The organism is Pseudomonas sp. EL_65y_Pfl2_R96 (genome assembly GCF_963970905.1).
Classification (GTDB): Bacteria; Pseudomonadota; Gammaproteobacteria; order Pseudomonadales; family Pseudomonadaceae; genus Aquipseudomonas.
The window spans coordinates 13,550-28,138 of sequence record NZ_CAXAQH010000002.1 but is presented as its reverse complement, the minus strand read 5'-3'; the positions used below and the strand labels follow the sequence as shown (position 1 = coordinate 28,138).

General features: G+C 56.2%; 2 protein-coding genes. Both read right to left on the bottom strand.

The features are described from left to right. Nucleotides 1-227 precede the first annotated feature (227 nt). Nucleotides 228-4,646, bottom strand: coding sequence for an HAD-IIIC family phosphatase (locus AACY49_RS03055; protein WP_339521570.1), 4,419 nt, complete (start codon nt 4,644-4,646; stop codon nt 228-230). Then, complete coding sequence (locus tag AACY49_RS03050) at nt 4,643-14,503, bottom strand: non-ribosomal peptide synthetase (protein ID WP_339521569.1); 9,861 nt, start codon at nt 14,501-14,503, stop codon at nt 4,643-4,645. Before AACY49_RS03050 ends, AACY49_RS03055 begins: the two co-directional genes overlap by 4 nt. Between the last annotated feature and the right edge of the window lie 86 nt (nt 14,504-14,589).

Here is a 14,589-nt window from a genome sequence, read left to right as displayed (position 1 = left end):
AGCAGGAAAGGACTCAATTCTGGTCTTGTTTTTGGGGTGTATCAAGGGTCAAGAAGGAGTGATTCCAAGCTACGCTATTGGATTCTACCCATAACCGTACGCTCAATACCCACTCCTGACCCACGCAAAAGCTAGCCAAGATAGTGCCCACCATCTTTTGATGGTGGACACCATGTCACCGCTTAAAGGGCGTGGGTAGATAGGTTTATCGGCTCCTTACCATTCAATCAAGTCCAAGACTTTATTATCAAATCAATATTCTCTGGCAGAGTGATTACGTTGGAGTGTCTACCGTGAAGAGTCATTTGCGTACTGCCCGACTTTTCTTTTGTCCACAACAACCAGTCCATTGGTGTCGACTCTTTCGAGTGCAACGAATCCGCCGCCCATATCACATGCAACGGAGCATTGATGGCATAAGGCTCGAATTGCGAGTCCAAGGCGGCATGCGCACGCTGAATAAGATACTGCTGATGCAAGAACTCCAAATGATGATCGGCCACGCCATGCTCCAGTAGCCATTCAGGATTTTCACGAATAACGTGCTCAAAATCCCCCTCTATCGTCCGCGCGAACGCCTGGACCCGCGTCAGCACAGCACGCAAATCGGGATCTAGCATCAGATCGTCCGCATTTAAGTGCAGAAAAACGGAGGCCAGGAAGGCTTCATGGCTGTCATGAAAGTCGGTGTCAAAGCCTGAGTCCAAAAGGCCCAGCCACTCCACTTTCCGTCCCCTCGACTCGAACAGCATCGCCATACGAAAGGCAATTTTTCCACCTAGTGACCAACCCGCTAACCGAAGCTTACCTACGGGGTAAAACTCATTGATCACCTCCACATAGCACTCACACAGGCTTTCAAGGGTGTAATCGGCCAAGTCGTATCCCGCCACCTCTGGGGACTGTATTGCGAAAGCACTCATCGACTGCGGCAGCCTCTGCGCCAAAGGCCTGTAGCCAAACACCGTACCGCCTGCGGGATGAATGAAAAATATGCGCTGCTCGCCGATGCCGCCAAGTGGCGTCAGCAATGAATGTGTGATTGAAGGAGCCTCTAACAAGTTGGAAAACGCTCTCAATGAGGGAGACGTAAAGATGGTAGACATGGGAAGGGTTACACCGAACTTGTCACGGACCGATTGATAAAGCCTGATAACCAGCAGGGAATGACCGCCAATCTCAAAAAAATTATCCTCTCGACTCACTCGGTCGATACCCAGCACGCGACACCATATTTTTTCCATTTCGACTTCTATGGGCGTGCATGCGCAAACGAACGCCTGACGAGAGCACGAGGTTTGGGCGACTTCGTTTTTCTCGATGTGACTCAGGACGCTTCCGGCCACGCTGAACGCCTCTGAAATTCTGCGCAAATTTTCCACGCGCGTCCTGGCATCCTGATGACTGGTGTGGCCAGCAACGACCAGCGTGGGTAAGTCACCACCCCCCTCCTGACTCAAGCCGGTTTCATAACGTGCCGTCAGCGCCTCACGTGCTTCAATAACAAAATAGTGTGTAACACCATCACGCCCCGTGCAGCTTATCGCCCCCAACGATATCAGGAAGTTATGAACAGGTTCGTTCTTTGCGGAGGGTAGATACGGCGCGATGATATATCGACAAGCCTGTTCAAGCGCGAGGGTGGCCAATTTATTCAAAATAATATATTCGACACCCTTGCCCAACACTCGACAGCTCAAGAGAAACGTATCTAATTCAAGCACGGGGGCACACGCCCGATAGAAAACGCCACCGGTCAAGCCATAGTCGCCAAAACGGTCCTCAACTTGAGCGGTAAGAAAAGTCAGCTCCTTTTCGTTTTGTAAATTTTCAATCTCGGCCACGCTACGCCGCCGAGTAGAAAGGTTGAATTGGTTTGTACGCTGCGTCAGCTCGGCAATGCGTAGTCGCTGTTCTTCCCGCATTTCGCCGAGATTGACTTTTATCTCAAGCCCCGCCAAAAACTCCTGAAAGTTCGAGGCCGTTTTTCTCAAAGCATCCCGCTCTTTGTTAAGCACGTATTGAGCCGCTCTACCTTTGGCATCATCTGTCACACGGACTTTGTCAAAAGCCCATGCGCCCTGCAGAAAGGTTGCCGTCTGCGTGCGATCGGCAGGCAGATTCAACGTCAATACGTCGGGAAGGCTGGCCAGAACCTCAGCGCTCTCTACTGGGTTGTCATCTATAAAAATAAAGCTATCGACTCCCAGGTTCAGTTCTCTCGCCAGGCTCAGGATATTTTCACTCTTGGGCTGCCAATTTATTCGAGCGCCGACAAAGTGTTCGCGTTGCAAAGGAAAATCCTTGCGTTTGGAGAAAACCTCCCACACATCCTCCTCGACATTCTTGCTGCATAGGCATAGCAGCATGCCTTGTTCCAACTGATCACGCATGAAGCGCTGCAGCGTTTCACTTGGCTCGTCAAGCAATACACCTTCTGCCCCCACCTCGCCACACACACCGCTCCACAGGGTGTTATCACAATCTAGAACAATCACCTTATACGGCGGATAACTGAGCGCGTGATAATGCCGCAGAATAGATTCACCCAGTACGACAAACGCCTCACTGGTGTATGGAACATGTCCCAACTCCTCGGCATAGCTGTCGTTCCATTCGAGCGCCGGACAGCGGGCAATCAAAGCAGACGAGAGAATACAATGCACATTGCTCATCGATGAGACCTGCTCACTTAGATGCCGCTCAGCCGACGCCAAGGCTTCATACAGTTGCGGGGCCTGCCTAACTGCATCCGAACATGGACAGCACAAAAGCATTAGCTGGCGCGTGCTATGGCTACCGTATGTTTTTACCGCATGAACAAACTCCAGCAGATGGCTTTGCAACTGCTCGGTCATTCTTTCCACGGACGGCCCCGTCGCGGATTTCAAGTCCGCCTGATTCAGCCAATCTTCTAAGCGAAGCAAGCAGACATTCAAGTCACCGAGACCGTTGGAAAATATCCCGGCAGGATTGAGCAGTGTCTGAATGACTTGGTTATAGGGTGAAAAGTTAACGACAGCCGTCGAACCCAGAGCGTCGCTCCAGAACTTGATAGCGGGGAGAATGTATTCTGCAGTGAAGCTGGACGAGATGTTGACATGCAGTTTCTTCTCTCTTTTTCTCGACGCTTTGACCTGCTCGACCAGCGGCGCACCAAGCTTGAAACTGGCGAGCGGCACCGTTGAAGACGAGACCAATCGAGAGAAGAACAGCTGATAGGCACCCAGAAGGTCCTTGATGCTCTTTTCTTCAAACAACTGCGTGTTGTACTCACAGCTCAGCTTTATACCGTCGCCCTCTTCCGTCGCCACAAAACGTAAATCCAAGAGTGAAGACACCACAGGCAGATCGACGATTTCGGCGACCAGGGAGCGTTCGCCAACTCCACCCTTATTGTTGCTGCCCTGGGAAAAACTGACGGCATCGCGATAGTTCTGGAGAAGAAAACCCACGTTGAACAGAGGGTTGTAAGCCACATTCCTGACCGGGTTGATAGCCTCCACGATTTTTTCGAATGGACATTCCTGATAGGTAAAAGCCGTCACCACGTGTTCGTGCGTCTGTCTCAAGAACGCTTCCACACTGAGTTCATAATCCACGCTGCCCCTTAAGGGCAAAAAGTTCATGAAGCAACCGACTAATGACTCAGTTTCAGATCGGTTTCTCCCCGCAGTCACGGTTCCCACGACAATATCGTTCTGGCCCGACCAGCGCGCCAGCAGAAGCTGAAGCGTGGCCAACATGATCATGAACGTAGTCCATCCCTTGTCTTTGCCTAACTGCCTCGCCCTCTCAAGATCAGATGAGGCCAGGACAACTGTGTGCGTATTACCGGTGAACGATTGGATCGCTGGACGAGGGAAGTCCGCAGGCAGTTCCAGGGTCGCCGGCGCACCCTCCAGGCGAGACTTCCAGTAATCCAACTGAATGTTCAACAGCTCGCTTGAAAGGGCACTTCTCTGCCAGACCGCATAGTCACCGTACTGTATCGCCAATGACTTCAGGGGATTGTCGGCACCTTGCAAATAAGCGCTGTACAGTGCCGCCAACTCATTCATGAGAATATTGAGGGACCAACCGTCCGAAATGATGTGATGCATCGCTATCGTGAGCAGGTGCTGTTCATCGGTCAGGCAGACAAGCTGGCACCGAATCAAAGGCCCCTGCTCGAAACAGTAAGCCCGCCGGGACAGTTTCTGCGCGAGCTGGCGGGCCTGGGCATCAGCCACGTCCGGCCCTTGGTCGCTCAAATCGACATAATCGATCAGCAGACTCTGTGAAGGGTGCGTGACCTGCAAAGGACGCCCCTCCTCGCTGATAAACGTGGTCCGCAGCGCCTCATGCCGCTCCACCAGTGTGTTGAGTGCCGCTTGCAAAACACCATGATCGAGCACTCCTCTGAGCCTTAACAAGCAGGTCATGTGATAGGCCTCGCCCACACCTTCCAGCTGGCTCAGAAACCAGATTCGCTCCTGGGCCCACGACAACTCGCATCCCCGGGTTCTGTCCGCACGCGGTATCGGGGCCATGGTGCCTTTCTGTACGCGAAGCGCTGGTTGCTGCTTGAGCCGTCTCATCAACAGCTCACGCTTGATCAATTCCAAGTTCGATGGCCGGGTTTCCATACCTTGCAAATCACTCACTGACTCTCTCCTGGTAGTGTCTGGCCTTGGAGGCTTTCAAAATCGTCATCGCTCTCGGCTAGCATCAGTTGAAGCTCCGCTTCGCTCAACCCATCAAACTCGGCAGCGATACGCTCCAGCTCAGACGCGTCGAACTGTTGGAGATACGACTGATAGATGACATCGGACAGCGCGGATAGAACCGGCAACTTGAAAACTTCGGCGATCGGTAGCTCCACCTCAAACGTTTTCCTGATCCGGGAAATCATTTGGACAACCAATAACGAGTGGCCGCCAAGATCAAAGAAGTTGTCATGACGCCCTACTGGCGCCACGTGCAGCATCTCTTCCCACAGCGCCGCCAGTTGCTCTTCCACCTCGCCAACCGGTGCCTCGTAAGCCCGGTGTGCCTCTTCCCCACTCGCTACCTTCGGCAACGCACGTCGATCAAGCTTGCCGTTGGCGCTCAGCGGCAACGCAGCCAGCAGCAGGTAGCTGTGCGGCACCATGTAGCTGGGCAGTGCACTGCCCAGGTGTTCGCGCAGGTCGCCCAACGCGATCGCTTCGTCGCCGCTCACCAGGGTGTAATACGCCACCAGCCGGCCTTCTCCCGGCCGATCTTCCTGCGCCAACACCACCGCCTCTCGGATACCTGGGTAACGCGCCAGTCGTGACTCGATTTCCCCCAGTTCGATACGTAGCCCATGGATCTTCACCTGGTGGTCGAGACGCCCCAGGTACTCGATCTCGCCCGCCGAACGGTAACGAGCCAAGTCGCCCGTCTTGTACAAGCGCCCGCCCGCCGGGCCAAAAGGATCGGGCACGAAGGCTGCGGCGGTCAGGTCGGCGCGCCCCAGATAGCCCCGCGCCAATCCGATCCCGCCAATGTACAGTTCGCCCGCCACGCCTGCGGGAACCGGGTTCATCTGTTGATCCAGCAGATAGATCCGGGTGTTGGCGATCGGTCGTCCGATCGGCACGCAGCCCTGCGTGTACTCGGGGTCGCACGTCCAGAAAGTAACGTCCACCGACGCTTCGGTCGGGCCATACAAATTGTGCAGGGCAGCGTCGGGAAGACCTTCAAAAAACCGCTGCTGCAGCTCCAATGGCAACGCTTGCCCGCTGCACATCACTTGCTTCAGCGAGCGGCAGTCGGCCATGTCCGCGGTAGTGAGAAAGACCTCCAGCATCGGCGGAACAAAGTGCAGCGTGGTGATCGCTTCATGTGCGATCAGCCGCGCCAGGTAGTCCACATCCTGGTGCCCACCTGGCTTGGCGACGACTAGCGTCGCACCGTAGGCCAACGGCCAGAAGAACTCCCAGACCGAGACATCAAAGCTGAACGGCGTTTTCTGCAACACCCGATCCGTCGCTTCCAGCCGATAAGCCTCCTGCATCCACTGCAACCGGTTGACGATCCCGGCATGCTCCACCGCCACACCTTTTGGCCGACCTGTGGAACCGGAGGTGTAAATCACATAGGCCAGGTGCTGGGCACCGGTATCGGTGACCGGGTTGTCCAGACTGTAGCCTGCCAGCTCGGACTCCTCGATGATCCAGGTATGAGGGTAGTGCTCAGGCAAGCAGGCGGCGCTCGCGGCCTGGGTCAGCACCAGGGCCGGTGCTGCATCTTCCAACATGTACGCCAGGCGTTGCGTCGGAAAGCCAGGGTCCAGCGGCAAGTACGCGCCACCGGCCTTCACGATCCCCAGCAGGACAATCACCATTTCCAGTGAGCGCTCAAGGCACACGCCCACCCGGACATCAGGCCCCACTCCTCGTTCACGCAAATAACCGGCCAGCCGGTTCGCCCGACCATTGAGCTGCGCATAGGTCAGCACCTGCCCTTCAAATACCAGGGCCGGGGCTTGCGGCGTGCGTGCCACCTGCATTTCGACCATCTGCTGCAAGGTTGCCATCGCCGGGTAATCAACCTGGGTGTCGTTCCAGTCGAGCGTGACCCGGGTCAACTCCGCCTCATCAATCATCGTCAGTTCATGCAGAGGACAGTTGGGCGCCTCCACCACCGATTCCAGCAGACGCGTGAAATGCTGCGCCATCCGTTGCACCGTGCTGCGATCGAACAGATCGGTGTTGTATTCAAGGCTGGCATGCAACTCCCCGCCCCGCTCCTCCATCACCAGCAGCAAATCGAACTTCGCGGTCGTGCTCGGCATCTCCATCGGTTCGAGAACCAGGCCGGGCAATTGAAGGCTGCCCAGCGGCGCGTTCTGCAAAACCAGCATGACCTGGAACAACGGCGAATGACTGGTATGACGCACCGGCTTGAGTGTCTCCACCAGTTGCTCGAACGGCACGTCCTGATGGGCGTAGGCATCCAGCGTGGTCTGGCGCACTTCATCGAGCAGCGACTCGAACGTCACCGTTTCATCGACCTGCGTCCGCAAGACCAGTGTGTTGGTGAAGAAGCCGATCAGCGCCTCGGTTTCGATCCGCGTACGGTTGGCCACCGCCGTGCCCAGGCAGATGTCGCTCTGGCCAGAGTAGCGTGACAACAGCAGGTTGAACGCTGCCGTCAACACCATGAACAAGGTGCCATGGGCCTTTTTACCCAGTGCGGCCAACCCACCGCTGACCGCGGCCGGTACGCTGAATGTCAGGCTGTCGCCACGGTAACTCTGCATCGCCGGCCGCGGGCGGTCCGTGGGCAACGTCAACAGTACTGGCGCACCGGCCAGGCGCTGGGTCCAGTAGGCAAGCTGGTCAGCCAGCACCCCACCTGCCAGCCACTGCCGTTGCCAGTGGGTGAAGTCAACGTATTGCACCGGCAGTTCGGGTAACGGGGATGGCTTGCCTTGCACATAGGCCTGGTAGAGCGAAGCCACTTCGTTGATAAGTACACCCATCGACCAGCCATCGGAAACGATGTGGTGCATCGTTATCACGGCAATAAACTGGTTGGTGCCAAGGCGAAGCAAACGCACCCGCATGAGTGGCCCGCTACTCAGATCAAATCCAGTCTGTGTTTCCCTCTGTAGCTCTTGCTGAATCGAATGGTTTTTATCGACGTGAGGGTCGACTGCCAGGTCGGTAATTATCAGCTCTAGCGTCTGACTTGCAGCAATACGCAGGCTTGGCTGCCCGTCAGAGGTAGTAAAGGTGGTGCGCAGTACTTCATGACGACGAATGATTTCGTTGAAAATGCTGGCCAGGATAGTGAGATCCAACTCTCCGGATAACTGAAGAGCCACCGTCATGTTGTAGGTTGAATCACCCGCCGACAACTGATCAATGAACCACAAACGCTGCTGTGCAAAGGATAATTGCAGTGGTTCCTTGCGCGTTATCGACGTAACCGTTGGCAAGGCTCCAGTACTGCTCTGTTGTTCCTGGATAATGTACGTGGCCAGGCTCTTGATTGTCGGCATTTCAAACAGGTTGCGTAAAGGCAACTCAATAGTGAACGATCGCCGAATCCTGGAAACCAACTGGGTCGCCAATAACGAGTGGCCGCCAAGATCAAAGAAATTGTCATGACGCCCTACTGGCGCCACGTGCAACATCTCTTCCCACAGCGCCGCCAGTTGCTCTTCCACCTCGCCAACCGGTGCCTCGTATGCCCGGTGTGCCTCTTCCCCACTCGCTACCTTCGGCAACGCACGTCGATCAAGCTTGCCGTTGGCGCTCAGCGGCAACGCAGCCAGCAGCAGGTAGCTGTGCGGCACCATGTAGCTGGGCAGTGCACTGCCCAGGTGTTCGCGCAGGTCGCCCAACGCGATCGCTTCGTCGCCGCTCACCAGGGTGTAATACGCCACCAGCCGGCCTTCTCCCGGCCGATCTTCCTGCGCCAACACCACCGCCTCTCGGATACCTGGGTAACGCGCCAGTCGTGACTCGATTTCCCCCAGTTCGATACGTAGCCCATGGATCTTCACCTGGTGGTCGAGACGCCCCAGGTACTCGATCTCGCCCGCCGAACGGTAACGAGCCAAGTCGCCCGTCTTGTACAAGCGCCCGCCCGCCGGGCCAAAAGGATCGGGCACGAAGGCTGCGGCGGTCAGGTCGGCGCGCCCCAGATAGCCCCGCGCCAATCCGATCCCGCCAATGTACAGTTCGCCCGCCACGCCTGCGGGAACCGGGTTCATCTGTTGATCCAGCAGATAGATCCGGGTGTTGGCGATCGGTCGTCCGATCGGCACGCAGCCCTGCGTGTACTCGGGGTCGCACGTCCAGAAAGTAACGTCCACCGACGCTTCGGTCGGGCCATACAAATTGTGCAGGGCAGCGTCGGGAAGACCTTCAAAAAACCGCTGCTGCAGCTCCAATGGCAACGCTTGCCCGCTGCACATCACTTGCTTCAGCGAGCGGCAGTCGGCCATGTCCGCGGTAGTGAGAAAGACCTCCAGCATCGGCGGAACAAAGTGCAGCGTGGTGATCGCTTCATGTGCGATCAGCCGCGCCAGGTAGTCCACATCCTGGTGCCCACCTGGCTTGGCGACGACTAGCGTCGCACCGTAGGCCAACGGCCAGAAGAACTCCCAGACCGAGACATCAAAGCTGAACGGCGTTTTCTGCAACACCCGATCCGTCGCTTCCAGCCGATAAGCCTCCTGCATCCACTGCAACCGGTTGACGATCCCGGCATGCTCCACCGCCACACCTTTTGGCCGACCTGTGGAACCGGAGGTGTAAATCACATAGGCCAGGTGCTGGGCACCGGTATCGGTGACCGGGTTGTCCAGACTGTAGCCTGCCAGCTCGGACTCCTCGATGATCCAGGTATGAGGGTAGTGCTCAGGCAAGCAGGCGGCGCTCGCGGCCTGGGTCAGCACCAGGGCCGGTGCTGCATCTTCCAACATGTACGCCAGGCGTTGCGTCGGAAAGCCAGGGTCCAGCGGCAAGTACGCGCCACCGGCCTTCACGATCCCCAGCAGGACAATCACCATTTCCAGTGAGCGCTCAAGGCACACGCCCACCCGGACATCAGGCCCCACTCCTCGTTCACGCAAATAACCGGCCAGCCGGTTCGCCCGACCATTGAGCTGCGCATAGGTCAGCACCTGCCCTTCAAATACCAGGGCCGGGGCTTGCGGCGTGCGTGCCACCTGCATTTCGACCATCTGCTGCAAGGTTGCCATCGCCGGGTAATCAACCTGGGTGTCGTTCCAGTCGAGCGTGACCCGGGTCAACTCCGCCTCATCAATCATCGTCAGTTCATGCAGAGGACAGTTGGGCGCCTCCACCACCGATTCCAGCAGACGCGTGAAATGCTGCGCCATCCGTTGCACCGTGCTGCGATCGAACAGATCGGTGTTGTATTCAAGGCTGGCATGCAACTCCCCGCCCCGCTCCTCCATCACCAGCAGCAAATCGAACTTCGCGGTCGTGCTCGGCATCTCCATCGGTTCGAGAACCAGGCCGGGCAATTGAAGGCTGCCCAGCGGCGCGTTCTGCAAAACCAGCATGACCTGGAACAACGGCGAATGACTGGTATGACGCACCGGCTTGAGTGTCTCCACCAGTTGCTCGAACGGCACGTCCTGATGGGCGTAGGCATCCAGCGTGGTCTGGCGCACTTCATCGAGCAGCGACTCGAACGTCACCGTTTCATCGACCTGCGTCCGCAAGACCAGTGTGTTGGTGAAGAAGCCGATCAGCGCCTCGGTTTCGATCCGCGTACGGTTGGCCACCGCCGTGCCCAGGCAGATGTCGCTCTGGCCAGAGTAGCGTGACAACAGCAGGTTGAACGCTGCCGTCAACACCATGAACAAGGTGCCATGGGCCTTTTTACCCAGTGCGGCCAACCCACCGCTGACCGCGGCCGGTACGCTGAATGTCAGGCTGTCGCCACGGTAACTCTGCATCGCCGGCCGCGGGCGGTCCGTGGGCAACGTCAACAGTACTGGCGCACCGGCCAGGCGCTGGGTCCAGTAGGCAAGCTGGTCAGCCAGCACCCCACCTGCCAGCCACTGCCGTTGCCAGTGGGCGAAGTCAACGTATTGCACCGGCAGTTCGGGTAACGGGGATGGCTTGCCTTGCACATAGGCCTGGTAGAGCGAAGCCACTTCGTTGATAAGTACGCCCATCGACCAGCCATCGGAAACGATGTGGTGCATCGTAACCAACAGCAAATGCTCGTCCACGTCCAGACGCACCAGGCTGGCACGGATGAGCGGGCCACGCTCGAGATCAAAAGGCGCCGCCGCCTCACTGGAGAGAAGGCGTTGCCTCTCTCTTTCCCGCGCCACAACGGGCACAGAACTGAGGTCGATGTGCTTGAGCGAGCCTTTGACCACCTGTTTGATCACTTGTACAGGCGTGTCATCCACACATGGAAAGACGCTGCGCAAGGTTTCGTGCCGCTCGACAAGCGTATCGAACACCGCCGAAAAAACCTCCGATCGCACCGGACCTTTCATCAGCACGGCAGCCGGTATCGAATAAGTACTGCCTAACCCATCAAATTGATTCAGGACCCACATTCTTTGCTGGCTGAACGAAAGCGGTAATGGATCCTCTCGGCAAATGGCAACCATCGACCGCTCGGAAGACTGAGTGACCGCACGAAGGCGAGTCGCCAAACGCTCAATCGTCGCGTACTCAAACACATCCTTCAGTCGGGCTTCATGCTTGAGTTTCTGACGAATCCTTCCGTTCATCTGCATCGCCAGCAGCGAGTGACCACCCAGTTCGAAAAAGTCGTCGTGACGACCTACTTTTTCAATACCCAGGATATCTTGCCAAACTTCGGCCAGTGCAATTTCCAGGGGCCCCACTGGAGGCGCATAGGCGGTCATCTGCAAATGCGAGAACTCTGGAACGGGAAGAGCCAGACGGTCGAGTTTTCCGCTGGGTGTCAGCGGCATATCCTCCAGCAGAACATAGGCCGAGGGCCGCATATAGTCAGGAAGGGTCGATTTTATTGAAGTGCGCAACGGCTCTATTTCAACGGTTTCACCTTCCTTGGCGGTGATGTAGGCGACCAGCCGTTTATCACCCTGATGATCCTCACGGGCGATCACCACAGACGTTTTCACATGAGGAGAACTGTCCAGTTGCGCTTCGATTTCACCCAGTTCAATGCGAAACCCTCTGATTTTCACCTGATGATCGTCGCGTCCCTGGTAAATTAGGGTGCCGTCAGCCCGGCGGAATCCCTGATCCCCTGTTTTGTATAGGCGTGAACCCGCCAGCCCGAGAAAAGGATCAGGTACGAACCGCTCTTCATTCAGTTCTGGCCGATTCAAGTAGCCGCGCCCGACACCGACACCACCCACGAAAATCTCGCCACTGACGCCAATAGGCAGTGATTGCCCCCGTGAGTTAAGGATATAGAGTTGAGTGTTTGCAATCGGCTGACCAATGGGCAGCAACGTGTTGCAATAACGACTCCAGTCCGAGTTCAAGCGATAAAACGCAACAACATCGGAACACTCTGTTGGCCCGTAAGAGTTGATCAGTTCCAGCTCGGGATACCGCTCGCGCAAGAACAACAAGCGCGACATATTGATCGGCTCCCCACCCAGGAATACCCGGCGCAGGCTCGACAGTTGGCCCGCTGGCGAATCCGCTTCTGCGAGAGCGTAGAAGGCACTGGGTGTCAGGTTCAATGTCGTGACTTTCAGGGACTCCACTTCCTCAAGGATAACGTCCGGATCGAAGGGCTCTTCGCTCAAACACAGCCTCCCTCCACAGAGAAGGCTTGCGAACAGGTTCTTTTGAGTCAGGTCGAAACTGAATGAGGTCACGATCAGGAACCGATCGTTATTGTCCAAGGCGAAGTCGTTGGCATACCAGCTCAGCAGGTTCACGACACCTTGATGGTGAACACCTGCCCCTTTCGGATTTCCTGTCGAACCGGAGGTGTAGATGACATAGGCCAGATGATCGGGAGTAGTGAGCGAAGAGACGTCGCTCAGATTATCGCGGGCGTACGGGTCGACAGAGGCCCATTGCGTATCGAGCGCCAGTACGGGTGCCAAGCATGCGGGCAAGGCTGCTCGATGTTTTTCCTGAGTCAATACAACCTTGGGGGCTGCATCTTCGAGCATGTACTCGATACGCTCGAGTGGGTAGCCAGGATCCACGGGGCAATAAGCGGCACCGGCTTTCAATATCCCCAGAATCGCAACCATCATGTCAACACTACGGTCTACGAAAACCGCCACCAGGCTGTCGGGCCCGACACTTTGAGCCCGCAGGTAGCGCGCCAACTGATTGGCACGCGCGTTCAACTCGGCGTATGTGTATTGCTGACCTTTGCTGGCTACCGCGACCTGATCAGGCGTTCGTTCCACCTGCTGTTCAAAAAGCTGATGGACCAGGGTTCCCTGTGGATAGGCGCGACCCGTCATGTTCCAGTCGGCCAACTGACCAAGCGATGCATTGAGGTCTTCTAAACGCAGCGACGAACAACGGTTCTCCGGGTGCTGTATCGCGTCCAGCAGAAGATTATTGAAGTGCTCAGCAAAGCGGGCGATCGTACTTGCGTCGAATAAATCCGTGTTGTATTCGAAGAAGCAGACGGCCGCGCCCGGCATTTCGTCAATGGATAGCGTCAAGTCGAACTTTGCCAGTTGCGCATCGAAATCCAGCATTTCAAAGAATCCGGATTCCGTACCTGACGAGCGATTGTTCACTTGATGGGTGAACATCACTTGGTACAACGGAGAATAACTCTTGGATCGCGCCGGTTGTACCGCATCGACCACGGCGTCAAATGGCAAGTCCTGATGAGCGAAGGCCCCCAGGCAGACCTCACGCACCTTTTCGAGGTACTGATAGAAGCTGTCGTTGTCATGCTGCTCTATACGTAAAGCGACGGTATTGACCATCAGCCCTACCAGTGACTCATATTCTTTCTTCGATCGACCTGAAACCGGGGTACCAATAACCACGTCATTCTGCGAAGCATATTTGGACAGAAACAGCGCGAATATGGCCAGCAGCGACATGTACCTTGAGCATCCATGCTGTGCCCCCAGTGTGGCCAGTCGATCAACCGTCTCAGGTTTCAGAGCAAAGCGATGGCGTGCGCCCTGATAGGTTTGCACCGGCGGCCGTGCCCGATCCAAAGGCAAACTCAATGTAGCGGGCGAGTCTGCAAGTGTTGCGGACCAATAGTCCGTGCACACTTTCAGATGCGCTTGATCGCCGCCCTGGGCGTCCTCGTACGCATAATCGATAAAACTGAAGGGAAGAGAAGGCAAAGGGGAGTCTTTCTCGCCCCGACAGCGATGCAAATAAGCCGTGACTAGGTCGCTGGCGATGATATTGCCCGACCACCGATCAGTGATGATGTGGTGAAACACAAAACACAGGAGATAGGCACTATCTTTCAGGCGAAACAACTTCACCCGAAACAACGGAGCAACATTCAAATCAAAAGGACGCTTGGCCAGCTCCTGCACCAGGCCTCTCAGGGATGGACGTTTACGCCCAGGTACAAAACGCAGGTCGACCAACTCGACCGTATATTGCTCGCCTGTTTCGACTACTGCGTTGAGCTCGGTAACGTCCTGCTCGAATCGGGTACGTAAAGCACTGTGCCTTGTTATGACGTCATTGAGTGCCTGGTTGAATCGTGGGATATCCAGCGATTCCCGACACAAGAATATCGAGGTCTCGTTGTAGGGCGCACTATCGGCGCCCATCATTTCATGCATCAACCACAGGCGCCTTTGAGCAAACGTCACGGGTGAAACCGTTGCAATCCCGCTCTTTCTTCTTTCTTCCCAGAAGTCCAGGCCTACCCAATGCCCATCCGGGATGAAATTGATAATGCTCTTCTTATACTGCCGTATTTTCGGAAGCCATTGATTGAGAACACCTTCTTGTTCACAGCGAATATTGAGCTCTTCCGATTGTGAGCGAAGCTCAACACCTAGGTGAAAGAGGCTTTCAAGCAAGTTTTCCATTCGTCGATCCTTCCTGATCTGCCTGATAGGCGCGAAGTCATCCTGGAGATATCCACGCGAACAAATACGCTCTTGGACATACCAGC

What these genes read in the sequence shown, in the direction of transcription:
- AACY49_RS03050 (WP_339521569.1), bottom strand. Translation starts at nt 14,503, where the DNA reads ATGGAAAACTTGCTTGAAAGCCTCTTTCACCTAGGTGTTGAGCTTCGC.